The 24728-nt window shown below is 45.2% G+C and carries 21 protein-coding genes and 1 pseudogene; 13 read left to right on the top strand and 9 right to left on the bottom strand.

Features of this window, described 5'->3' with window-relative positions:
- The first annotated feature begins 61 nt into the window (after window positions 1-61).
- From ACOJRU_RS08140 to ACOJRU_RS08160, 5 genes are read left to right on the top strand one after another with little or no spacing between them, the layout of a single operon-like run.
- Entirely contained in the window at window positions 62-1864 is a 1803-nt protein-coding gene (locus ACOJRU_RS08140; protein ID WP_421134516.1) for an acyl-CoA dehydrogenase, read from the top strand.
- 9 nt (window positions 1865-1873) lie between these two features.
- The gene (locus ACOJRU_RS08145; protein WP_421134517.1) at window positions 1874-2881 is read left to right on the top strand and encodes an NADP-dependent oxidoreductase; all 1008 of its coding nucleotides are present in this window, start codon (window positions 1874-1876) and stop codon (window positions 2879-2881) included.
- On the top strand, window positions 2878-3642 hold the full coding sequence (locus ACOJRU_RS08150; RefSeq protein WP_421134518.1) for an SDR family NAD(P)-dependent oxidoreductase: 765 nt from the start codon (window positions 2878-2880) through the stop codon (window positions 3640-3642). The genes ACOJRU_RS08145 and ACOJRU_RS08150 overlap by 4 nt, the downstream gene beginning before the upstream one ends.
- A 28-nt stretch (window positions 3643-3670) precedes the next feature.
- A complete protein-coding gene (locus ACOJRU_RS08155) occupies window positions 3671-4432 on the top strand; it encodes an SDR family oxidoreductase (protein ID WP_421134519.1) in 762 nt (253 codons plus the stop codon).
- 21 nt (window positions 4433-4453) lie between these two features.
- The gene (locus tag ACOJRU_RS08160; protein WP_421134520.1) at window positions 4454-4903 is read left to right on the top strand and encodes a YaiI/YqxD family protein; all 450 of its coding nucleotides are present in this window, start codon (window positions 4454-4456) and stop codon (window positions 4901-4903) included.
- A 58-nt stretch (window positions 4904-4961) separates the two neighbouring features.
- Here the strand turns inward: ACOJRU_RS08160 and ACOJRU_RS08165 are convergent, their stop codons facing one another.
- On the bottom strand, window positions 4962-6152 hold the full coding sequence (locus ACOJRU_RS08165) for an aromatic amino acid transaminase (protein WP_421134521.1): 1191 nt from the start codon (window positions 6150-6152) through the stop codon (window positions 4962-4964).
- Between the two features lie 132 nt (window positions 6153-6284).
- Entirely contained in the window at window positions 6285-7061 is a 777-nt protein-coding gene (locus ACOJRU_RS08170) for an NRDE family protein (RefSeq protein WP_421134522.1), read from the bottom strand.
- A 180-nt stretch (window positions 7062-7241) separates the two neighbouring features.
- Here ACOJRU_RS08170 and ACOJRU_RS08175 point away from each other — a divergent pair, with 180 nt between their 5' ends.
- Complete coding sequence (locus ACOJRU_RS08175; RefSeq protein WP_421134523.1) at window positions 7242-7853, top strand: 1-acyl-sn-glycerol-3-phosphate acyltransferase; 612 nt, start codon at window positions 7242-7244, stop codon at window positions 7851-7853.
- A gap of 52 nt (window positions 7854-7905) precedes the next feature.
- The gene (locus tag ACOJRU_RS08180; RefSeq protein ID WP_421134524.1) at window positions 7906-9156 is read left to right on the top strand and encodes a cystathionine gamma-synthase family protein; all 1251 of its coding nucleotides are present in this window, start codon (window positions 7906-7908) and stop codon (window positions 9154-9156) included.
- Window positions 9157-9260: 104 nt separating this feature from the next.
- On the opposite strand, the gene ACOJRU_RS08185 is transcribed toward ACOJRU_RS08180, so the two are convergent.
- Window positions 9261-11453 (bottom strand): fasciclin domain-containing protein, encoded by a 2193-nt coding sequence (locus ACOJRU_RS08185; protein ID WP_421134525.1) that lies wholly within the window; start codon window positions 11451-11453, stop codon window positions 9261-9263.
- 243 nt (window positions 11454-11696) lie between these two features.
- Here ACOJRU_RS08185 and ACOJRU_RS08190 point away from each other — a divergent pair, with 243 nt between their 5' ends.
- Window positions 11697-12296, top strand: a complete 600-nt coding sequence (locus tag ACOJRU_RS08190) for an FMN-dependent NADH-azoreductase (RefSeq protein WP_421134526.1) — start codon at window positions 11697-11699, stop codon at window positions 12294-12296.
- 126 nt (window positions 12297-12422) lie between these two features.
- On the opposite strand, the gene ACOJRU_RS08195 is transcribed toward ACOJRU_RS08190, so the two are convergent.
- Complete coding sequence (locus ACOJRU_RS08195) at window positions 12423-12968, bottom strand: glutathione peroxidase (protein ID WP_421134527.1); 546 nt, start codon at window positions 12966-12968, stop codon at window positions 12423-12425.
- Window positions 12969-13121: 153 nt separating this feature from the next.
- Here ACOJRU_RS08195 and ACOJRU_RS08200 point away from each other — a divergent pair, with 153 nt between their 5' ends.
- Window positions 13122-15614, top strand: a complete 2493-nt coding sequence (locus ACOJRU_RS08200; protein WP_421134528.1) for a prolyl oligopeptidase family serine peptidase — start codon at window positions 13122-13124, stop codon at window positions 15612-15614.
- 185 nt (window positions 15615-15799) lie between these two features.
- Window positions 15800-16627 carry an endonuclease VIII gene (gene nei, locus ACOJRU_RS08205; RefSeq protein WP_421134529.1) on the top strand — a complete coding sequence of 276 codons (828 nt, stop codon included), beginning with the start codon at window positions 15800-15802 and terminating at the stop codon, window positions 16625-16627.
- 52 nt (window positions 16628-16679) lie between these two features.
- On the opposite strand, the gene ACOJRU_RS08210 is transcribed toward nei, so the two are convergent.
- Entirely contained in the window at window positions 16680-17126 is a 447-nt protein-coding gene (locus tag ACOJRU_RS08210) for a DUF1499 domain-containing protein (protein ID WP_421134530.1), read from the bottom strand.
- A gap of 214 nt (window positions 17127-17340) precedes the next feature.
- Here ACOJRU_RS08210 and ACOJRU_RS08215 point away from each other — a divergent pair, with 214 nt between their 5' ends.
- The gene (locus tag ACOJRU_RS08215) at window positions 17341-17721 is read left to right on the top strand and encodes a glutathione S-transferase N-terminal domain-containing protein (protein ID WP_421134531.1); all 381 of its coding nucleotides are present in this window, start codon (window positions 17341-17343) and stop codon (window positions 17719-17721) included.
- 96 nt (window positions 17722-17817) lie between these two features.
- Here the strand turns inward: ACOJRU_RS08215 and ACOJRU_RS08220 are convergent, their stop codons facing one another.
- The 3 genes and pseudogenes from ACOJRU_RS08220 to rrtA all read right to left on the bottom strand — a co-directional run bounded on the left by ACOJRU_RS08220 (window position 17818) and on the right by rrtA (window position 21468).
- Window positions 17818-18774 (bottom strand): GGDEF domain-containing protein, encoded by a 957-nt coding sequence (locus tag ACOJRU_RS08220; RefSeq protein ID WP_421134532.1) that lies wholly within the window; start codon window positions 18772-18774, stop codon window positions 17818-17820.
- Between the two features lie 259 nt (window positions 18775-19033).
- Window positions 19034-20745: pseudogene (locus ACOJRU_RS08225) on the bottom strand (protein adenylyltransferase SelO family protein).
- 138 nt (window positions 20746-20883) lie between these two features.
- Window positions 20884-21468, bottom strand: a complete 585-nt coding sequence (gene rrtA, locus ACOJRU_RS08230; protein WP_421134743.1) for a rhombosortase — start codon at window positions 21466-21468, stop codon at window positions 20884-20886.
- Between the two features lie 125 nt (window positions 21469-21593).
- Here rrtA and ACOJRU_RS08235 point away from each other — a divergent pair, with 125 nt between their 5' ends.
- Both ACOJRU_RS08235 and ggt read left to right on the top strand, forming a co-directional pair.
- Window positions 21594-22358: an enoyl-CoA hydratase gene (locus ACOJRU_RS08235; RefSeq protein WP_421134533.1), complete on the top strand. Its 765-nt coding sequence runs from the start codon at window positions 21594-21596 to the stop codon at window positions 22356-22358.
- A 13-nt stretch (window positions 22359-22371) separates the two neighbouring features.
- Window positions 22372-24132 (top strand): gamma-glutamyltransferase, encoded by a 1761-nt coding sequence (gene ggt / locus ACOJRU_RS08240; protein WP_421134534.1) that lies wholly within the window; start codon window positions 22372-22374, stop codon window positions 24130-24132.
- Window positions 24133-24222: 90 nt separating this feature from the next.
- On the opposite strand, the gene ACOJRU_RS08245 is transcribed toward ggt, so the two are convergent.
- Window positions 24223-24681 carry a hypothetical protein gene (locus tag ACOJRU_RS08245; RefSeq protein ID WP_421134535.1) on the bottom strand — a complete coding sequence of 153 codons (459 nt, stop codon included), beginning with the start codon at window positions 24679-24681 and terminating at the stop codon, window positions 24223-24225.
- Window positions 24682-24728: the final 47 nt, after the last annotated feature.

Raw genomic sequence — 24728 nt, forward strand, 5'->3', positions numbered from 1 at the left:
CAATGATGGCACACTAACGTTTATGACACAATGTGTTAACAATCTAATCGTGGAGTGTCTAATGGCCGATCAACTTATTCCCCGTAAAGAAATGTACTTTCAATTGTACGAAGTACTGAACACGCAGAAATTATGTGAGAAAGCACGCTTCGACGAGCACAATGTCGAAACCTTTAATGCTGTCATTGATATGGCTGAAAAAATGGCAGAGGAACTGTTTCTGCCACATAACGCTATTGCCGATAAAAACGAACCCACATTCGATGGTAAAAAAGTGACCATGATTGATGACGTCAAACGCGCGTTTGATACGTATCGAGAGTCTGGTTTTATTGCGGGTCACTTCGATTACGAAGACGGCGGTATGCAACTGCCTGTCACAATAATGAATGCCTGTGCGGGATATTTTCTGGCAGCAAATCCTTCTTCTACCGCGTATCCGTTCCTTACTGCTGCGGCAGCGAATGTCATCAAGCACTTTGGCTCAGATGAAATAAAAGCGTCTTTCCTGCCAAAAATGTTAACGGGCGACTTTACCGGAACCATGGCGTTAACCGAGCCGCATGCAGGGTCATCGCTAGCTGATATTAGAACCTCTGCAAGACCTGCCGACGATGGCAGTTACCGTCTTAAAGGCAGCAAAATTTATATCTCGGGCGGCGAACACGAATTATCAGACAATATCGTGCATTTAGTTCTGGCTAAAATTCCCGGCGGGCCTGCGGGCGTAAAAGGTATTTCATTATTTGCCGTTCCTAAATATCGGCTTGACGACGCGGGCAACCCTGACATGCGCAACGATGTAACGTTGGCAGGCTTGATCCATAAAATGGGGTACCGAGGCACAACGTCAACCGCGCTAACGTTTGGTGAAAATGATGACTGTCATGGTTATCTTATTGGCGAGGCGCATCAAGGCTTACGCTATATGTTTATGATGATGAACGAAGCACGTATCGGTGTGGGCTATGGCGCAGCAATGATTGGCTATAGGGGTTATCGTTACTCACTCGAGTATGCCAAAGATCGCACGCAAGGCCGAGCCGCGCCTAACTTAGCACCTGATGATGAACCAACGCCTATCATAAATCATGGTGATGTACGTCGTATGTTACTGGCACAAAAAGCCTATTGCGAAGGTGGGATGTCATTATGTCTATACGGCAGTACGCTCATTGACGAAATGGCAACGGAAGAAGATAGCGATAAACGTACTGAACTGTCTCAACTTCTCGATTTATTAACACCGGTATTTAAAGCATGGCCTTCTGAGTTTGGTCCTAAAGCTAATGATTTAGCCATTCAGATATTAGGTGGGGCAGGTTACACCCGCGAGTATCCAGTCGAACAGTGTTGGCGAGATAACCGTTTAAACCCAATTCATGAAGGGACTAATGGTATCCAAGCGCTCGACTTGCTAGGGCGTAAGTTATGGCAACACGAAGGCAAAGGCCTGAATGTACTGTTAAATCGCGTAACGCACGATATGGCGAAGGCGACAACACCACGTGCACAAGCGTTAGCGGGTTCGCTTAAACCTTACTTAGACAAACTTGGTGCATTAATTCAACAAGCTGGTGCAGATTTGCGTTCAGATAAACAATCAATATTACTGACAAACGCCAGTTGTTTTTTAAATGTGTTTTCTGCCTGCGTAGTGAGCTGGATCTGGTTACGCCAGGCTAACGTGGCTGAAAAGGCGTTACAAGATGGCGCAAGCGGCGAAAACGCAGATTTCTATGAGGGCAAACTGGCGGCGGCTGAATATTTCCTAAATTGGGAACTTCCGCTTGTCTCTCGTGATATCGAAGTGCTAACCAACCGCGACGCAACGTGTGAAAACGTTCACGCAAACTATTTCTAAGGAAAGGTTATGGAATATAAACAGTGGCAGTTGACTACCCGTCCTGTTGGCGAACCTACACGACAAAACTTCACCTATGCGACCGTAAGCATGCCAGAAGTCAAAGCCGGTGAGATTGCGGTAAAAATTAAATACATTTCTTTAGACCCTGCCATGCGTGGTTGGATGAATGATGGCAAGTCGTATATCGAGCCGGTACAGCTAGGCGATGTAATGCGAGCGGGTACCGTTGGCGAAGTCATTGCGTCAGAGTCTGATGGTTTCAGTGTTGGCGATCATGTTTATGGTCACTTTGGCGTACAAGAGTATGCCGTGGTTAACGCTAAAGGCGTTCACAAGGTCTCTCCAGAGCTTGCTCCACTTGAGCGATACTTGGGCGTATTAGGTATGCCAGGAATGACCGCTTATTTTGGTCTGTTAAAAACGGGTTTACCTAAAGAAGGTGAAACTGTTGTGGTATCAGGTGCAGCAGGTGCGGTTGGTACGGTAGTGGGGCAAATCGCTAAGATTAAAGGATGCCGAGTGGTAGGCATTGCTGGCGGCAAAGATAAGTGCGATTACTTGACCCGTGAATTAGGTTTTGACGCCGCTGTCGATTATAAGAGCGGTGAATTTAGAAAAGACCTAAAGGCTGCATGCCCTAATGGCATCGACGTATATTTTGATAACGTTGGTGGCGATATTCTCGACGAAGTACTTACCAAAATTAACCTACGAGCGCGGATTGTCATTTGCGGGGCGATAAGCCAATACAACAACACTACACCCGTAAAAGGGCCATCAAATTACCTATCATTACTGGTTAACCGAGCCCGCATGGAAGGGATTGTCGTTTTTGACAATGTTGCTGAATATCCGTTGGCAGCAAAAGAAATGGCCTCGTGGATTGCCGAGGGCACATTAAAAGCAAAAGAGCATGTGGTAGAAGGGCTAGACACCTTCCCTGAAACACTACTTATGTTGTTCAAAGGCGAAAACTTTGGAAAGCTAGTACTTAAAGTGGAGCACAGTGAATGAATGTTGCAAATGTAGAAGGTAAACATATTTTAATTACCGGTGGTGGCTCGGGTATTGGTGCCGCCTCGGCGAAACTACTTTGTGCACGAGGCGCCTTAGTCGGTATCGCAGATTTAAATATCGATAATGCCTCTGCACTTGCAGAGCAACTGAACGGTGAAGGCGGAAAAGCCTATGCGGTAGCCGTAGACGTGACACAACCAGACCAAGTCAGTGCGATGTTTCAAACCGCATTTTCACAAAACGACAAAATCGATGTCATTATCAATAATGCAGGTATTGACCATTTTCCAGCTCCATTAACTGACGTTGATGATGCAATGTTTATGAAAAACATTCAGGTTAACTTGGCCGGGGTATGGTACTGCATGAAAAATGCGCTTAAACATATGACGGCAACAGGGGGCGGGCATATTATTAATATCGCATCGGTTGCAGGTTTACGATCAGCGCCGATGATTAGTGCATACAGTGCATCGAAGCATGGCGTAATTGGGCTGACAAAATCGGCTGCCGTCGAATATGCGCGTGCTAATATTCGTATTAACGCAGTGTGTCCAAGCTTTGTGGACACCCCCATGGTACAAGGTGTGCTGTCGAAGCTTGACGAGCGCGGTAAGAAAGGCTTGGTGGGCGCTAACCCCATGAAGCGACTTGGAAAACCAGAAGAGATTGCAAATGCCATTGCATGGTTATGCAGTGACGAGTCGTCATTTATGACAGGACAGTCAGTGGTATTAGATGGCGGTATGCTAGCGTAATTATTCCTACAATACAGGGAGATATATAATGAAAGATTTATTCGATTTAACAGGTAAAGTTGCTTTGGTTACAGGCGCTAGTCGCGGTATAGGTGAGTCTATCGCGCGATTATTAGCGCAGTACGGTGCACACGTGATTGTCTCTAGCCGAAAGATTGATGGTTGTGAAGCGGTTGCATCGTCTATTCGCGACGCGGGTGGTAAAGCGACGGCGTTAGCTTGTCACGTGGGAGAGATGGAACAAATTACTGCGGCGTTCGACGCCATTAAGCGTGTTTTTGGCCAGCTTGATATTTTGGTAAACAACGCGGCCGCAAACCCCTATTTTGGTCATATTCTTGATACCGATCTTGGTGCCTACAATAAAACCGTTGACGTTAACATTCGTGGTTATTTTTTCATGTCTATCGAGGCGGGAAAAATGATGAAAGAGCAGGGTGGCGGCGTGATCTTAAACACCGCATCTGTGAATGGTGTTACACCTGGCGATATGCAAGGGATTTACTCTATAACTAAAGCAGCGGTTATCAGCATGACCAAGTCGTTTGCTAAAGAGTGTGGTAAATTGAATATTCGTGTTAACGCGTTATTGCCTGGACTGACCGACACTAAGTTCGCATCTGCATTGACGACCAATGAACAGATCCTTAAACACGCGCTTAAAGTTATCCCATTGGGTCGCGTCGCCGATCCCGATGAAATGGCGGGTACCGTATTGTACTTAGTTTCAGATGCCTCAAGCTACACGACCGGCACGACAGTGGTAGTCGATGGTGGTATGCTAGCGTAAAATTTTACGCGAGATACTATTATGCATATATGGGTAGATGCAGATGCATGCCCTGGCGTAATTAAAGAAATTCTGTTTAAGGCAGCCCGTCGAACCGGCCTGCCTTTATCTTTAGTCGCCAACCACTCTATGACAATCCCACCAGATAAAAACATTACGTTAACGTTAGTGCCCTCAGGTTTTGACGCGGCAGATGATTACATTGTTGAAAAATGTGATGCAGGCGATCTGGTTATCACATCTGATATTCCGCTTGCCTCAGACATTCTTGCCAAAAATGCGATGGCAATGAATACCAGAGGGGACGAGTTCGATAAGTCATCAATACGCGCAGCGCTGACTATGCGAGACTTTATGGATACTATGCGCTCAAGCGGAGAGCATACGGGGGGGCCTAAAGCATTCTCTCAACGTGATAAGCAAAATTTTGCGAATGCATTAGACAGATTAATTACTGCCGGCACTCGTTAGATTGGTAGGAGTAATTGAATAAAAAAGGCGACGTTAATGTCGCCTTTTTTATGGTGCCCTAAAGGACTGAGACTAACGCTTTCGCTAAGGTCTCAACATTTTCTTGGTTAATGCCCGCAATGTTTACACGGCTAGAATCAACAAAGTATACGCTGTGTTTTGCGCGTACTTCACGTACTTGCTCTGGTGTGATACACAGGAACGAGAACATGCCTTTCTGGTCGTTTACAAAGCTAAAGTCTTTTGGTGACCCGTTATCGTGCAGATTCTGAACGAGCATAGCGCGAAGTGCTTTCATACGGTTACGCATGGTATCAACTTCGTTTACCCATTCTTGGTTCAATGCACTATCTGATAAGATAATGTCAACTAATGCACCGCCGTAGCTAGGCGGCATAGAATAAATACCACGCGCAACAGACTGAATTTGCGCCTGTGCAATATTACGTGTATTGGTATTTTCTGTAACGATAGCCGCTAAGCCTACACGCTCTCTGTATAAACCGAAGTTTTTAGAGCATGAAGCAGCAATAATTACTTCTGGCAGGTTTTCAACTAACAAACGCAACCCATAAGCATCATCGTCAAGACCTTCACCGAACCCTAAATAAGCGACGTCGATAAATGGTAAGAATTCGCGCTCTTTAGCAACAGCAAGCACTTCATCCCATTGTGCGTTGGTTAAGTCAGCGCCTGTTGGGTTATGACAGCAGCCATGTAGTAGTACCACATCGCCTTTCTTTACGTTACGAAGTGTGTCCATCATGGCATCAAAACGAATGCTTGCCGTCGCTTTGTCAAAATACGGATAGGTTTCAATAGTTAAACCCGCTGAACCAATTAGGGGAATGTGGTTCGCCCATGTTGGGTCGCTTACCCATACCGTCGCATCTTTATTACAACGAACTAACAGCTCGGATAAAATACGTAATGCACCACAGCCACCTGGGGCCTGCACAGCAGCAACGCGATTCGCAAGTAACGATTGACTATTCTTGCCTAGCAGCAGGCTAAGCATACCATCGATAAACCCTTGATTACCCTGAGGGGTAATATAGGTTTTGCTTGTTTCTTTTTCTAAAAGTACATGTTGCGCTTTCGCCACGCTGGTAAGAATAGGGGTATTACCGTTTTCGTCTTTGTAAACACCTACGCCTAAGTCAATTTTTGCAGGGTTAGTGTCTTCGCGATATGCGGCAGACAAGCCAAGAATTGGATCTGGATCTAGATGGGGTAATACTTCAAACACGATATGTCCTCACGGTGCAATGCAAAAAAAAGCAGGGTCGCATTATGCCATTGATGGTAGAAAAAACGACCCCTAAAAAGGTGAAAATGTGTCAAAAATCACAATTATTTTCTAAAAATTGAAATACTCGTCCTACTTAACGTCGAGCGAAAAATGAAATGACTGGGTGTTTATCGTTTCCCCTTGGGGATTAAAGGTTCGTTCTTCCCAATACATGATGTTGTTCGCATCAACGGTAACAATGGTTGACGTGCGAGTACCATAGGTTGGCATGACGATAAAAATCGAAGACAACGCACGCTCCCATTCAAGTGGCACGCCGGTAGTGGGCAGTATGTCATCGTTTGCCTTTTCTTGATCTCTAAGTAGCGCAAACAGCGCTTCATTATCGATGGTGTCTGCCTGACAAACGTAATCACTCAGCGCTGCAATGCCCCGAGACACTTTAGGCCATGGCGTATTGAGGTCAGCATTAGAAAGGCCATAAACGCCGTCGTCTATTGTGTCCATACGGTTCAAATGGTTGTTATAAACCGCTAAGTCATTAATGGTACCAAAAACGAGGTTATAACCATTGTATTGATGGCGCGACGATGAAAGACGGTGGGCATATTCCCCATGAGTTAGGTCATTATTGATAAGCCAGTCTTTTACAACATCCCCTCGTGAAAGGGCGTCGGGAAGCGTTGTCTGAGGTGCGCGAATATTGGTCAATGCTGCTATTTTTCCGTTACGCGTAACGCCCATCCACGTGCCTAATGCCTCTAAATCTATGCCGCCGAGCACATTCGGGTGACGTTCCCAAAACGCAGAAGCCGCGGTAGGCCTAGCATGAAATTCATCTCGGTTAGCGGCCATAATAAACGGTGTGTCTTGGCGTTGTTTATTTGCAATAAATAGAATGCACATAGGGTTCCGTTTTAAACATGCAGGAGTGAACACTATAGCGTTTTTCAAGTGCAATTTATGCCTAATTTGAGGTTTTGTAGCGCGGTATACTCTGAGGTATATTGTAATTAAAATGTTAATAGTGGTGCATGCTATCGATTTTTAATATGCTAGCAGGAATGAAGAAGTAAGAGTAAACGCATGCAAAAGCGTATTCATGAAGTAAACATTGGTGCAAATGTGCCGAAAAAATGGCCTAACTGGTTACATCGCTTTGGGTGTTTTATGCTTGATAGGCGCGGTTGGCGGGTGAGTGGAAACTTCATTAATGAAGATAAAGCAATACTGGCGGTGGCGCCTCACACGTCTAATTGGGATTTTTTTATTGGATTGATGGTGGTGTTTTCTTTCCGTTTAAACATCAACTTTTTTGGAAAACATACTATATTTTTTCCTCCATTGGGCTACATCATACGCCGCCTTGGAGGAATTCCTATTAGACGCACTAAAGCGCATGGTGTGGTGAATAATATCGTAGAGCAAATAAAATCGTCTCAGCACCTTTTGCTTGCGCTAGCGCCTGAGGGCACGCGAAGTCCTATTTTTCCTTGGAAAACAGGGTTTATGCACATTGCCCGAGAAGCCAGCGTGCCCGTACAGCTCATTGGGCTTGATTACGACACCAAGACTATCGTACTGGGCCCTATTATTCAGAAAGTCGATAATATAGAAGAACAAATGCAAACTATTTATGCATTTTATGCTAACGTTTCAGCGAAATATTCAGCAAAATGTATCACTAACAGTAAATAGCAGCACAGAGTGTGTGTTGTACTATTGACCGCTAACGTATTGGAGTTTATTCGTGGCAAAACAGGGATTTACAACCCGTCAGGTGCACGCAGATCGTAGATTAAATGCGCCTGAGCATGGTGGGGTGCATAGCAGCACATCAAATTCAGTTCTATTCGAGTTTAAAGATGCTCAGGGTATTATCGATGCTTTTCAAGGTAAAAAAGCGGCGCATGTCTATTCGCGGTCCTCTTCACCCTCAGTAACTGCACTTCAAAATATGCTGAACGAATTAGAAGGCGGTGTTGGTGCACTCTGTTTCTCGACGGGTATGGCTGCCATCAGTAGCACGCTTTTTTCTCTGCTTAAAAGTGGAGACCACCTCATCGTAAGCCAATATTTGTTTGGCAATACTCGAAGCTTTTTTGAAACATTAATGGAATATGGCGTTCATATTACTTTTGCTGATGTGACTGACGTTCATAATGTAAAGGCGGCGTATCAACCCAACACCAAGGGTGTTTATACCGAAACCATTGCTAACCCTGTTACACAAGTCGCTGATTTGCACGCGCTTGGGCAGTATTGTAAAGAAAAGAATATCGTGTTTATGGTAGATAACACCATGACGCCGCCACCATTGTTTTATGCTAAAGCGGTTGGGGCAAGCTTAGTCTTTTGTTCGCTTACCAAGTACATCGCTGGGCACGGAAATGTTTTAGGTGGCGCAGTGGTTGACACTGGCATGTATGATTGGACAACGTACGATAATATCAAGCCTGGTTATCGCGTTGCTGACACCACACAGTGGGGGTTAACACAAATTAAAAAGAAAGGGCTGCGAGACTTAGGCGCTACACTCGCCCCACAATCTGCATCTGATATTGCACTAGGTATGGAAACGTTAGCACTACGACTAACCAGAAGTTGCCAAAACGCACTTAAATTAGCGACATTTCTAGACAATCATCCGCAGGTAAAGCACGTATATTATCCAGGTCTCGCCAATCATCCTCAGCATTTTATGGCACGCGAACAACTAAATCGCGGGTATGGTGCAATACTCAGTTTTGATTTGATTGATGAACGTGACCCGGTGACGTTTCTTAATCAATTATCGCTCGTTATATGCGCCACGCACCTAGGTGATAATCGAACATTAGCGCTGCCCGTAGCCTCTACTATCTATTTTGAAAATAGCGCCGAGGAGAGAGAAAGTATGGGTATTTCTGAGACGACCATCAGGATATCTGTTGGTATAGAGGATACCGATGATCTGATCGCTGATTTCGCGAACGGCTTTCATGAACATGTAGACGAATAGACGTCGTCTCGCGAGGTAGTTATTTCGAAATAAAAAAGGCCCTCATAGCGAGGGCCTTTTTTGTTCTTAGAAGGCGCTGATTACTCACGCCAAAACGGATTACGTTATTGCAGGGTTTCTGTGATTACGCTGTCAATAACATGAATAACTCCATTTGACGTATTTACGTCAGTCGTGGTTACGATAGCACCTTGCACCATTAAGGCGGTCTGAGGTAGTGCAACGTTAGACCATAAATCATTTACGCCGTCACCGTTATTGTCACCAGCTGCCGTGTCGTTCGCAAAGAAATAAAGCGGGCGACCTTGAAACGCCGCTTGCATTGCGCCGCCATCTCTTTCAATGGTCGTTAATCCGGGTACACCAGATGCTGTACCGTCGGTAACCATTACTGGCATCCAGGTTGTTGCGCATGCATCGTTACAGTTACTGCCCGCACTGCCTAAATCGCTATCGAAAGTATATAGCGTGAAACCAGCGTTCCCAGTGGCATTACCGCCAACAAGTCTGCCCGTCGCGACATCATACGTCACTTCCGTCGTGTCGGTGTTTTCGCCTTGAGTGAAGTTGACTATATCAATCGCAACATCTTCACCCGATACGGTATCAACCGCTGTACCATTGGCCGAAAAGGCGGTGACTGCGTTGATTGCCGCGTTAGGAACAACATGCTGAAGCAGCACTTGAGATAGTGCGTCTGTGTCAGCTAGCAAGCCAGAAAGTGCGGTGTCCTCAATTTTATCAAACGCTGCATTGGTCGGTGCAAATACCGTGAACGTTGCATCTGTGTCTGCCAAGGTATCAACTAAATCTGCTTCGGTTAATGCCGCAACTAATGTAGAGAAGTCTTCATTGGCTACCGCGTAGTCCACAATAGTTTGCGATGTTGCATCAACGGATGCGGGTGGCAATATCACCTGGTCAACAACATGGATAACGCCGTTGTCAGCCATAATATCAGCCGACGATACCCGAGATGTGTTTACATATAAATCTGAACCCGATAATGATAATGCCACATCTTGTCCATTAGCCGTCTCGACCAGGCTTTCATTAGACTGAGCAATAGCGACGGCGCCATCTTGTAAAACGGTAGCGCCTGCAATGACATGGTAAGTCAGCACATTGGTTAGTGCGTCAGCATCGTTGGCTAGCGCGGTAAGTACGCTGTCATCAATAGCATCAAAGGCTGCGTTAGTGGGGGCAAACACGGTAAATTCGATTGTGGTGTCATCAAGCGTGGTATCTAAACCTGTCGACTGAAGCAAGCTGACTAGCGTTGAGAAGTCGTCATTGCTTGCAGCGATATCGACAATTGTATTAGGTGGTGTGGGCAAATCAACATCACCTACTATTACCATATCGATAACATGGATAATGCCGTTGCTCGTTTGAATATCTGAAACAACCACATTAGCGCCGCCTACTGTCAGCGCGTCAGTATCGGTGTTGATGGCAACAGGGATCATCGCACCCGACGCGGTAGTTACATCGGTACCGTTCAGAGAAAATGCGGTGACCGAATCAACGGCAGCGTCTGCAACAACATGCTGCAGTAACACGGCACTCAGGGCGTCGGTGTCAGCAAGTAATGCGTCTAGTGTGTCCCCATCAATCATATCGAATGCTGCGTTTGTTGGGGCAAATACGGTAAATGTCGCGTCGGGATCGCTTAACGTATCAACAAGATTCGCTTCTGTCAGCGCCGCGACCAGCGTTGAAAATTGCTCGTCACCTGCAGCGACTTCTGCGATTGTTGCGTCTGTTGCATCGGTCGGTGAGGGGGGCGTCAGTACTGCGTCAATAACGTGTATGATGCCGTTGTCGGTTTGTATATCCGCCATTGTGACTGTTGATGTGTTAATCAACAAATCGTCGCCAGATAATGAAAGCGCAATCGATGCACCGTTAACCGTTTCGGTTGTAGTGCCGGCCAGGCTTATGGCTGCCTCTGCATCCACTTCACTAGAGAGTACGTGGTAAGTGAGAATATCGGATAGTGTATCGGTATCTTGCAATAATGCATCTATTGTTTCTTGGCCGAGTAATGCAAACGCATCGTCTGTTGGCGCAAACACGGTAAATGTTGCGTCTTCATTATCTAGCGTTGTCACGAGATCAGCAGCTTCAAGTGCAGCAACTAAGGTTGTGAAGTTACCATCGGCGACAGCAACATCAACAATTGTTGTCGCTTCCGGTGGCGGGGTTGGCGCAGGGGTATCATCGTCACTTTCTAACCAGCAACCAGTAAGCAACAGCGGCGTGCTAATAAGTGCTGCCTTAAGTTTTAGGGTCATGATAATTTTCCTTTTATTAACAATAATTTCATAACCGTTTACGCCCCGTCTCAAACTAAAGTTTAATAAAAAGGCTTTCATTAACACAGTTTAATATTTGCTCGTGAACGGTCAGAACACGGCAAAACTTGCGAAAAAACGTCAATTAATTCTATTAATTAGAATGATAGCCTCAATATTCGCTAATTTTATTTCATTTAACTGGTTGCTATGATTTCGTACGTAATTTACTAGGAGAGACAAATGACATCAGTATTAGCAATATTTTCAAGCCTTAACGGTGAACAAGGTAATTCTTCAAAACTTGCTCGCACCTATTTAGCTGCGAAACAGAAAAGCACAGATATTAGCCTCAAAGAGGTGAGTTTATCTGATGGCGCGTTACCTCACTTATCTAGTGAAGAAATGAATGCATGGATGACAACACCAAATGAGCGATCTGAAGCACAACGCACCCTCGCAGCCTTGTCAGATGATGCAGTGGCTGCAATCTCTAATGCTGATGAAATCGTGATTGCAGTACCCATGTACAACTTTGGAATTCCATCATCGTTAAAAGCGTATTTTGATCGATTAGCGCGTGCCGGGATTACGTTTAAATATACCGATACAGGGCCAGTAGGTTTACTTGAAGGTAAACGAGCGACCATTTTTGCAGCGCGTGGTGGGGTGTATCAAGGAACAGAGTTCGATACCCAAAGCACCTATATAAAGCATTTCTTAAACTTTATAGGTATTACCGATATCGAGTTTGTTTATGCGGAAGGGTTGGCCATGGGCGAGGAACAAGCGTCTAATAGCTTTTCGTTAGCCAATGAAAAAATTATTGAACTTACTAAGTAGTTCGTTGACTAAATGTTTGTATAGCAAAACGACAGAATGTGACGTTATGCTACTAGTGTGTTCCAAGTTGAGTGTGCTTGTTTACCCCGCGTACCCTGTACGCGGGGTTTTTTTTATGCTGAGTATTTATTCATCAATCATTTTTTCAAGTGCCGCGACAAACTTGGGGTCGTCAGGGGTAGTCGAACTTGGGTAATGGATAACGGTGGTGCCGTCTGCATTGACCAGATACTTGTTAAAGTTCCAAGATGGTGATTTCCCGGTCGCTGCTTTAAGCATTTTATACATAGGGTCAGCATTTTCACCTTTTACCGAAGTGGGTTCAAACATTGGGAATTTGACCCCATAGGTTAATTCACACAACTCGGCAGTTTTCCCTTCATCCTTTGCTTCCTGATTAAAATCATGTGAGGGAAAACCTAACACAACAAAGTCTTTGTCTTTGTAGTCGCGATAAAGGGCTTCGAGCCCTTCGAATTGTGGCGTGAACCCGCAGTAGCTTGCGGTATTTACGATAAGTAGTGTTTTGCCCGAATAGGCGCTACACATGTTTACGGTCTCTTGTGCGTTTAATTTCCTCTTCATGAATTTTAATACCGAAGGGCATTCGTTCGCGATTGCAGATTGACTGCACAGCATTACCATCGCACTTAAAAGCAGGATTTTCTTCATTGTGATGTTCTCATGTCGTTATGTCATGCACGTATACGCACAAATTAACGATAAAGTTGCGTTTGTTAACCAAAGGTAACCGATGAGTGTTGACGTTTCGGGTAGACGGTTGGGTATAATGGTGACGTATTAAAATCAAAAATGAATAAAAACATGACAAAACTCTCAACGCTTTTACTTGCTGCAAGTATTTCTGCAGCACTAGCCGGTTGCGCATCGACAACTGACGACTCATCGAATGAAACGACACCTTTAACGTCACCATCAGCAACGTTGACGACATCAGCAAGCGTTACGCCGTACGTTGATGTTGTGGCTTCAAATGATGTGATCACGTTAAAACAAATAATGGGCGACCCTCAGTGGTTAGGTAGACAGCCTACGAGAATGGGATGGTCCGCTGACGGACAAGCTATCGTTTTTGAAAGAGAAAAACCAGATAGCGACCTTTATGATGTTTATGCAGCAAGTGTTAAAACGCCTGCGTCATCAGAAAAAGTGTCTCTTGGCGAACTACACCAGTACCGTTTCGATGAGCGTGTTGTGCGTGATGACGGTGTGGTAGCTTTTCGCTTTGAAGACAGTGTTTTTGTTCAGTTTACTGACGGTAAAACAGTACAGTTAACACGAGGTGGAGCGCGGCTTTCTTCGCTCACTTTTATGACCGATGGCCGTTTAATGGCGGTTAGCGCAGACCGCTTTATCGCGATTAATTTAGAAACGGGGCAGCGCGAAGAGCTATTAACATGGAAGTTCGCTGATAAGCCGAATGCGGTTGATGAGCCTAAAGACTATATTGCCAGGGAGCAACAAACGTTAATTGAGTACATCAAAAAAACGCGTGAAACACGACAAGCGCGTGACGACCTAAAACAGCAAATCGCGTCAGAAAGTCAAGCGGTTGCACCCAGTGCATTTTACTTTGATAAAGCGCATCGATTAGCGGGTATCAGTGTCTCTCCTAATGGTAAATTTGCCGTGGCAGCGACCACCGAACGTAAACCGTTCAGAGATGATAGCGACATCATGCCTCACTACATACAAGAAGATAGCCGTATCGCGAGCAAGTCGGTTAGACGTCGCGTCGCCGACGCTGAAGCGGTTAACCATGATTTGTGGTTACTTAATTTAAAAACAGGCGAGAAATCAGCCCTTAATTATTTCAGTCTTCCAGGCTACAACGATGACGTGTTAGCCGAGGTCAAAAAAGAAAATGCGCAGGCGAAAGGTGAAACGTACGAGGTAAACCGTCTTCCTCGCCCCATTACTTTGCTACAGAGTTGGAACTGGCAGAGACCCTCTATTCGTTGGCACAAAAATGGTAACGCGGTAGCGGTAATGCTTGAAGCTTGGGACAACAAAGACCGCTGGATTGCAACCGTCGATGTCGAGAACAAGCGTTTAGAAAATCAACACCGTTTACATGACGATGCGTGGGTCAACTACCGCTTTAATACTTTCGGCTGGTTCAACACTACTGAAACACTTTATTTCCAGTCTGAACACAGTGGCTATGCTCATCTGTACAAGCAAACCCCAGGAAGCGATGCTGTTGCACTGACTAAAGGACAATATATCGTTGACGATTTGACCGTATCGTCTGATGACACTTACGTATATTTTAAAGCGAATATTGAACACCCAGGTATTTATGAAATTTATCGAGTGAATACCCAAACCAATGAGATTGACACCCTTACTGACTTAAATGGTATTACCGACTACGCGCTTAACCCATCTGAAAATACGCTATTGCTTAGTCACAATAAAGTGAATCGCCCTAGTGAATTGTACATAAAGAAAGTGGGCGATGCAGACGCGGCAACACAGGTCACAGACACGGTAAGTGATGCATTTACCGCAATGCCATGGGCGATACCGAAAATTGTTGAAATTCCATCGTCGCATACTGACGCGCCTATCTATGCGCGTGTCTATCTGCCCGATAATTTCGATGCGAAGAAGAATAAAGCTGTTGTGTTTAACCATGGCGCTGGGTATCTACAAAATGCACACATGGGGTGGTCGGGTTACTTCAGAGAATACATGTTCCATAGCATGCTAGTACAGCAGGGATATGTTGTCTTAGATATGGACTACCGGGCCTCTGCGGGATATGGACGGGACTGGCGCACTGCAATTTATCGACAGATGGGAACACCTGAGGTGCAGGATTTACGTGACGGTGTAAATTGGTTGGTAGAGAACGCTAACGTAGACAGGGATAGGATAGGCACATATGGAGGGTCGTACGGTGGTTTCCTAACGTTTATGTCTATGTTTACTGCACCTGATTTGTTTGCAGCGGGCGCGGCACTGCGTCCGGTCACAGACTGGGCACACTACAACACTGGATATACCTCAAATATCCTCAATACACCGAATGTCGACCCTATTGCTTACGAGCGCAGCTCGCCGATTTACTTCGCTGAAGGTCTTGAGAAGCCTATGTTGATCAATGCTCCCATGGTTGATGATAACGTGTTCTTCCATGACACTGTTCGCCTCGTTCAACGTTTGATTGAGCTTGAGAAAGAAAACTTCGAGACCGCAATCTATCCCGTTGAGCCTCACGGATTTGTACAGCCTAGCTCGTGGTTAGATGAGTACAGACGTATATACAAGTTGTTTGAACAGAATTTGTAAAAACCGAGAGTATCGTTCAAAGAGAAATACCGGTCAGTACTGCTGACCGGCATTTTTTATTGTCACCGTTACTGGGCTCAAATAATTATGCAATACGAAAAACCAACTTAACACTCAGTCGTATACACCCTATTGCTGTAAAAAAATTATCGGTAAATAGTGTCGTTATTATCAAAAGGGTTGCTATGCCAGAAGGTCCAGAAATTCGTATTGCTGCGGATAACATTGCCAAGATAATAGAAGGGCAAATAATAGACGATATTGATGTGGGCCTTCCACATTTGTGTAAGGGTGCACGACGCCTAAAAGGCCATAAAGTGGAGAGGGTAGAGACACAAGGAAAAGCCATGCTTATTCACTTCGCTAATCAATTTTCTATTTACTCTCATAACCAGTTGTATGGTGTTTGGAAGACTAGCCAGCGCGGGGTGTTGCCTGATACAACGCGTTCTTTACGATTGGCCTTACACACTAAAGCGAGCAGTGCCCTGTTATACAGTGCATCCGATATCGGCATTTATGAAACACATAGGCTAATCGAACACCCATTTTTAAGTAAGATTGGGCCTGATATATTACAGCCCACACTGTCTTGGCAAACGCTTAGCGAGCGACTATCGTCAAAACGTTTTCGTAATCGAAGCTTAAGTTCACTGTACCTTGACCAGCATTTTATTGCAGGCATAGGCAACTATTTAAGAAGTGAAATACTTTTTGCCGCAGGTCTGCACCCCGACTTCAAGCCCAAACAATTAAGCGTAACACAAATTGAAGACTTGGCGACTCAAACGCTTAACGTCAGCAAGCGCGCATACGAGACAAAAGGGTATACGGTGCCTGACGACCTTGTCGAACAACTGTTAGTGACCGACAGTGACTATGAGAATGTGAGATTTATGGTATTTAATCGCCACCAGCTTCCATGTCGTCATTGTGTATATCCTATTACAAAAGCACAACGCAATGGTCGCCGGATTTACTGGTGTGAACATTGTCAGAGGCCTCCACGGTGACAAAAGCCAAGCACCCTGTTATGCGATGCAACAGGGTAGTAAATGGCTAACGCTATTGCGTGGGACGTTGTGCGAACAACGCCATAATCTCTTCCATTCGCGCCTTGTTTGCGCCAAGGTCTGAGTAGCCGATACGTGAAGCAGATCTAAAATCGATTCTCGTCGTGTTATCACCTTCAGGTGACAATAAAAACTCAACATCATCGACAAAACCAAGCAATGCCGTTTTAAACTCGACCCTTATGTAGTCGCCATTTTGCTCACGTAGAGTAGTACGAGGAAGCGTATTGATAATCTTGAGCAGTTGCTTCTTTGCTACTGTTGGCGACACATCAAGCCTTATTGGGTTTAGCCCTTCTTCACTGGTATTGCCAGACGCTACACAATTTGGCGTACTTGGGCAGGGGAGCAACATACCGTTCTTAACTCCCAATGTTGGTGCTGTCGTCGTACAACCCGATAGCGCAGCAACGCAGAGTAATAAATATCTTTTTTTCATGATCCCTCGTTATAAAAAATTTATCTTGTGATAGTAAAGAGTAACGCAGCATGGTGATGCGTGGTAACCCGCTGTCCTCGCATCGCATCGCAGAATTATAAATTAATGGATTATTGGTAGAACATTGCGTTTTTTTAAGATTCTCAATTTCTAACTTGCTGCGCAAGGTAGTACAATGCGGGCTGTTCTCATTCTTCATTAATTGAGTTGTAAAGTGAAATTGTTTATTAACCTCATTCGTAACTTATTGGGTGCGATAATCGCGTTTTTTGATGTTATCACCCGTGGACGCAAACTAAAGCGCACGCCTGAAAAACAAAAGCAGGTGGACGCAGAAAGTAAAAAACTCGCGTTGTATCAATTTTTTGGTTGCCCATTTTGTATCAAAACACGTCGTGCGATGTATAAATACAATCTCCCCATCGAAAAGCGTAATGTTTCAGAGGGGTCACCGCATAGAGCCGTATTACTTGAAAATGGCGGCAAGGTGCAAACGCCATGCCTTAGAATTGAAAGCCGTAATGGGGTTGAATGGTTATATGATTCCAGCGCTATCATCAACTACTTAGAAGGGCGTTTCGTAGACGCCAAATAGTGCTACTTAAATGGCGCTGTCATTCAGTACAGCGCTTTTTTCGAGAGGTAAACGTCATAACCAAGCCTTCTCGATACCAACGTGATGTTAACCCATTCATTTGGCCAATATTACACAGTTTCTTCCGCTATCCTTTGCTTCATACACAGCTTCATCAGCGCGTTTTATAAAGGTATGCATGTCGCTGTCATTCTTTAGCGCCGCGATACCAATACTGCAACTCACCGCAAAGGCGAAGTGTTCTGATAACGCAGAAACACTTTCCCTAATGCGCTCAGCAAGGTCCTTGGCCTGCGCGCCGTCAGTTTGCGGTAAAACAATAAGAAATTCTTCTCCACCATAGCGCCCTACAAAATCTGTTTGACGACAGGTATGCGTAATAGTGTCAGCAATTTTTATTAATACATCATCACCTACTTGGTGACCAAAATTATCATTAACCTGCTTGAAATGATCAACGTCAAGCATCAGCAATGAACAGGTGTTCTCGTAACGCTTGCACCGTTTAATTTCGTCGTCTAAATCGCGCAAAATAGCACGGCGGTTAAGACACGAAGTGAGCGGGTCGGTATTGGCCTGTAGGATAAGTTCTTTTGTTCTCGCTTCTACCTTAGCTTCTAAGGTGAGGTTTACTTCTTTAAGTGCATCTTGTGCCTTCAGCAGCTCTTTGTTTCGTTGTTCTAACAAGGCCGCGCTTGGAAGCGCAATGATCGTTGGGGTTAATTTCCATAAGACCACCGCGGTAGTGATTGATATAAGCCCAGTAAGCAGTTTAGCCGCGCCTTCTATAAAATAATATCCATGCCAGATATTTATCAGCCCAAGCGTATGGGTAATACCACAAAAACCAATGAAACCCGCAAAAAGCAAAAATAGACGATCGAATTGTAAATCGTCGCGTTTGCGAACAATATGAATCAATGCGATGGGGATCAATGCATAAGAGAGTGCGGTAAGTGCATCGCCAGTAACATGTAAAAACAATAAGTCCCAACGCCACAATAAGCAGTGTCCGTGTGGCATAAAGCTACCGTTGAAGACTATATCGAGCACTAGATTCTCCTTAAAAACCTCGAACACCGCGTTGTAAACCTTTACTGCGCGCTAGCTGACTATACGTTGTAAGTGCATACCGTTGAGCCAAAGGTATCACTTTACTCTTAAAGGGTAGTCTATCCCTGTGCTTCGTAAAGCTTTAGGGCGATTAAAAGGTCTAGGTAACCAAGCCGGTCCCCCAAGCTTGTCATTTAGGCAATGAAGCATGGGGGAAGTGATATAACGGTATTAGTTTTATGGTAACAGTGCGTAACGTTTACGACGAGCAACTGTAATGAGACACGCCCCCTGCACCGAAATAGGAAGACGGACGCAGTCGGTAATACGTGGCTGTCATCGTATCAGATTGCTCTTCATAAGGGTTTGCGAGCATGCTTTGTAATGTTTCAATTCGAGTGAATACCCCTTTTTCTGCCTCTTGGTAAGCGGGCACAACATGCCATTCTCGCCAAGTGAATTTTGGGTTTACCTGTTTCATATGCTGTGAAGCATGCGAGGTATCGTTTTTAATCTTTGAATACCATGCGTTTAGCCATTCGTTCCATTGTTGCGCAAGCTCTTCTTTTGCGGGTGAATAAAAACTGATGGCAACGGCGCTGACGTCGGGTGTTTCTCGTTTTTCTGGCAAAGCAGCAAGTTCACGAAAGAAAATCGTGTAGTCGACGCCAGTGCGTATCATTAGTTGGAGTAGCTGTACCAACAGATCGTTATCGTATTGTTCAAGCCCCAACTTCGATGCCCACATGCTTTCCATTTTATCTTTCATTACAGATGAGAATGTGTCATTCACCTGTTGCACGGCATCACGCTGTACTGGGCTGTTCGCAAGTAATGGCGCTAGGGCGCGACAAAACATAGTAAAATTCGTTTCTGCCGCGATAGGTTGATTTAGGAAAGAAAAATGACGGCCCCCGCCAGTCCATGGTTGATAATCAACTTCGAATAGCTCACAAAAACCGAATGGGCCGTAGTCAAGTGTATATCCGCCAGCCGCACAATTGTCGCTGTTAAAATTTCCTTGGCAGTAACCAACGCGCACCCAATGTGCTACCAGTGAGGTTAAGCGCTCTCGAAATGCAATAGTTAGGTCAACAAGCTGGGCTTCAAAGGGCTTCGTGCTATCGACCTCATCGGCGTACTCTCGTTCAATAAGATGATGTACCAATTGCTTAAGTTCTTGAAGCGCTGAGGGGTATTCATTGCATCGCGCGCGCCGCCCGAAGAGCTCTAGTTGCCCAACACGGATGAAAGAAGGCGCTACTCGCGTGGATATGGCGATAGGGTTTTCAACCATTACCTCAGGGTTGTGCGAAGTAGACCCTTCTAAATACCAAGGGCGGTCGACGGTATCGGATGTCGACATAAACAAGCTTAATGAGCGAGAGGTGGGTACACCTAATGCGTGCATATGCTCTTGAACGAGAAATTCTCGGACACTTGAGCGCAGTACTGCTCGCCCGTCAGCACCTCGGCAATAAGGAGTACGACCAGCTCCTTTAAGCTGCATTTCCCAACGTTTCCATTTAATACGGCTTCCAGTATAGAAAGCGCTCGACCATCACCATAGCCATTACCGTTACCAAATGGGCATTGTTGAGTGTATTCCGTGCCGTAAATAGAGAGCGCATATCCAGTGGCCCACCCATAAGGCTTCATTTCAGTAGGCAGATTGCTCATGTCCCCGGAAAACAAGCGTTTAAACTCGTCGGTATATGCAAAATCGTCACTCAGCCCAAGCGTTTCGAAAAAGGGTTTGCTGTGACTAACATAACGTGGACTATTAAGCGGTGTTGGGGTTACTGGCACATAGTGCCCTGAGGTTACCTGTCTTGGGTTATGCTCTTTGCCATTGGGGTTTGCCTGGGGATCAGGGGTAAGGGTACGCAATAACGAATAATCAGCGTGTGTAGCAAGCTCACTGATTGTCTTTATAGTATGTCGAGTGTGATTGTCATTTTCGTTGAACATAGGGGCATCTTGGTTAGCGTTGCGCATGGTAGGTAGTGTACTACATTTCACAACGCGTTAAAAAAGCACCTAGTCCCATGCTTTACCCAATTACAGCCGCTTACGTTGCATTGAGTCATTCAATACCATTGCGGTAAATCATTGTTTACGTGATGAAAGCCACATCATTGCAAAAAGTAGTAAACCGCTGATGGCACCAAACAGATGCGCGTCAATGGCAACTCTTGCGTCAATAAGGGCAGCCACGTCAGGGCTGCTACCAGAGACCTGCTCATAGGCTACTTTGATTGCAACGCCTATAAGCAGCAACCAACCAGAACGCATGTTTGCACGCACATCCATACATGCACCCCATACAAAAATGCCGTGCAATGCGCCAGATAACCCGGCGTACCAAATTAAATCGGTTGAAAGAAAGTAAAGGCCGACACTGGTGCCCACGCTGCACCACACAAACACCTTAACAAAGCGATCTATACGGTAGTGTTCACCATGTAATGCCCACAATAATACTAAGCCGGCAAGATTAAGCAGCAAGTGATAGCCATTAGTATGGACGAGGTTTCCCGTTAATAACCGCCAGGTGTCGAGGCCTTGTATTGCGTATCGGTCGTAAGCAAGCCACTGGCTTGATGTTGGTTCGCAGTAATACGCCGCTATTGAAATAAGCGCGAGCAAAAGAGGGCCAAAGGAATACTTAGGGGAAAACGGCAGTGACATTATCATTGAATATTATTGTAGTAATTGAACGCTGCTCGATATGATACAGAAAATAACCCTAAGGGTGAAAACTGTATTCACGTATTTGCGAATACAGACTTACGCAACACGTCGAAAGAGGTACGATCATGGAACTTATAAAAACACACATCGCAGAGGGTGTATTGCATATCGTCTTAAATAGACCTGATAAAAAAAATGCATTAACGCGCACCATGTACCAAACGATGGCCGATGCCATTGTAGGGGCGAACGACAATGATGCCGTTCGTGTTATTCGATTTAGTGGGGCAGGCGACTGCTTTACCGCGGGTAACGATATCAGTGACTTTGCAAACCGGGAAGAAGGGCAGCACGTACCTGAAACCGCCGCATTTATGCGGGCGCTTACCGATTGTAAAATTCCTGTAGTTGCACAAGTACATGGTTTAGCGGTAGGTATCGGCACCACATTACTTCTGCACTGTGACTTTGTTTATGCTGAACCGCAAGCAAAGTTTGTGCTGCCGTTTATTAATCTAGGACTGGTGCCCGAATATGCGTCTAGCTATTTATTGCCGAAGATGGCGGGGCACATTAAAGCCAGTGAGTGGCTAATGTTAGGCGAACCAATTAGTGCGCAAGAAGCCCATGATTTTGGTATGCTTAACGCTATTGTTTCCTATAACGCGTTAGCAACTGCAGTCGATGAAGTGTGTGCTAAGCTCACAGCTAAGCCTGCGTTTGCACTGCTTAACACTAAAGCGCTGCTGAAGGGCGAAAATGAGAAAATACATCAAGTTATGAATGAAGAATTTGATATTTTTCTAGATGCGATGAATTCTCCTGCTGCGCAAGAAGCATTTGATGCGTTTTTAAATAAACGTCCAATCAACCCTGAAAAATTTAAGTAAGAGGAATTTTCATTTGTCACAACGTTCTTGGTTAACAGCATCATTTCTTTCTTTTGCACTTTTAGCGTGTGCCAACCCCTTATCTGCGCTTTCTAAGGAAGGACGTGAGGTTGGAGAGCCAGAAGCGGCGACAGGATACAGCGAGAAAAAAGCGTTTGAGGCCGAAGAGTATATGGTGGTTGCTGCAAATCCCTATGCGTCGTGGGCGGGCAAGCAGGTTATCGAGAAAGGAGGAAGCGCTATCGACGCTGCGGTAGCGGTGCAAAGTATGCTTTCTCTAGTGGAGCCCCAATCGTCTGGTATAGGCGGCGGTGCGTTTATTCTCTATTGGGACAATGTGAACAAGGTTTTACATACGTTTGACGGTCGTGAAATGGCGCCTGCAGCTGTTAATGCGCACTGGTTTATTAAGGGTAATAAACCCATGCGCTGGATAGATGCTGTAGTCGGCGGAAAATCGGTCGGTGTACCTGGCGCCATCGCAGCACTAGAAGAGGCACATTCTGAATTTGGTACGCTGCCGTGGAAAGCGTTATTCGACGACACTATCGACACTGCTTCAAACGGTTTTAGGGTGTCACCTCGTTTAGCAAAGCTGGTGGCGTTAGATTATCACCCAGGATTAAAAACATTCCCGACAAGCTCAACGTATTTTTATCCAGCAGGTTTGCCGCTTAAAGCAGGTACGGTCAAGAAAAACAAGCAGTTAGCGAAAACCTTAAAAGGTATTGCTGAAAAAGGCAGTGACTACCTACTAAAAGGTGAACTGGCAGAAAAAATTGTAAAGGCCGTTAATTCAGCATCTATTAACCCCGGTCAATTGACTATGGATGATTTAGCCAACTATAAGCCAATTAAGCGAGAGCCGGTTTGTGGTGTATATCGCAGTCAGCAGATCTGCGGAATGGCGCCGCCGAGCTCTGGTGGCATCAATGTTTTTCAAATACTCAAGATGTTAGAAAATCACGACCTGTCATCTTATGCACCGGGTTCGGTTGAGTTCGCAAACCTTTACACCCAAGCGAGTGCAAAGGCCTACGCCGATAGAGAGAAGTTTATTGCAGACAGTGACTTTACTAATTTACAGTTTGCCGCAATGATTAATGCCGCGTATTTGACTCGCCGAGGCGAGGGAATCGAACCAAATAAGCCGTGGCGACGAGCGCGCGCCGGAAACCCTTATGAGGGGGTAAATGTAGCAATGGGACAGTCAATGGAATTGCCTAACACGTCTCATGTTTCCATTGTTGATAAGCAAGGTAACGCTGTCTCGATGACTACCAGTATTGAGTTTATGTTTGGCTCTGGACTGATGGTTGGCGGTTTCTTATTAAACAACCAACTCACTGATTTTTCATTCTTACCCACTAAAAACCGCTTTCCAGTTCCAAATCGGGTAGAGCCTGGCAAACGCCCGCGTAGCGCAATGAGCCCAACCATGGTGTTTGATGAAGAAGGCGAGCTGAGCATCGTCGTCGGCTCCCCTGGTGGCTCAAGGATCGTCAGTTACGTTGCACAAACGCTTATCGGTGTTATTGATTTTAATATGGATATTCAGCAAGCCATCAATATGCCTAAAATCACGAATAGAAACGATTATACGGCACTTGAAAAAGGTACGCCTATCGCTAACTTAAAAGAACCGCTTTCTGCGTTAGGCCATAACGTGAAGGTGGTAGACCTGAACAGTGGCCTACATGGCATACAGTTTAGTGCTAAAAAACTCATTGGCGGAGCAGATCCTCGCCGAGAAGGAATTGCGGTAGGTCAGTAGGCGAAGCCTATTGATGTGATGCATAAAAAAGGCGTGAAAATCACGCCTTTTTTATGCTTTATTGAGTACGCTACCGGTTAAGCGCTTTTTTTATAAATACTTATCGGGATGAATTTCTGACACTTTCCATTCCCCATTTTCTTTTATTAATTCAACGCTTCTTAAGTCTTCGACTTTATCGCCATCGTACGTACCGCTTAAAAATACTGTAATTGATGCGGTTTCAGCAAATTCAGTACGTCCCACCCGTGCACCGCTTTGCGGCGTGATAATAACCTCGTCATATTTTAAAGATAAAAGATGACGTTGCACGTTACGGTTGGTGTGATAGCGCTTCAAGATTCGTTTTAGTTTTTCACTAGATAGACTAATAGCCACATCTAAATTGTCATCCTCATACACACTGTGCAAAAAAGCGACGGTTGTATATTCTGGGGTTTGTTCGTCGAGCATGCCGTAACGGCCTAAACCCTCTTGCTTCTCTTCGCATCCAGACAGCGCAAACAAAACGAGAAAACCAGCCAGTGTCGCAGCGGCATTTTTTAACATGAAAACAACTCCATTCCTGTATACGTAATCATTGTGTAGATAACCAT

This window comes from Alteromonas algae (genome assembly GCF_049117195.1).
In the GTDB taxonomy this organism is placed as follows: Bacteria; Pseudomonadota; Gammaproteobacteria; order Enterobacterales; family Alteromonadaceae; genus Alteromonas.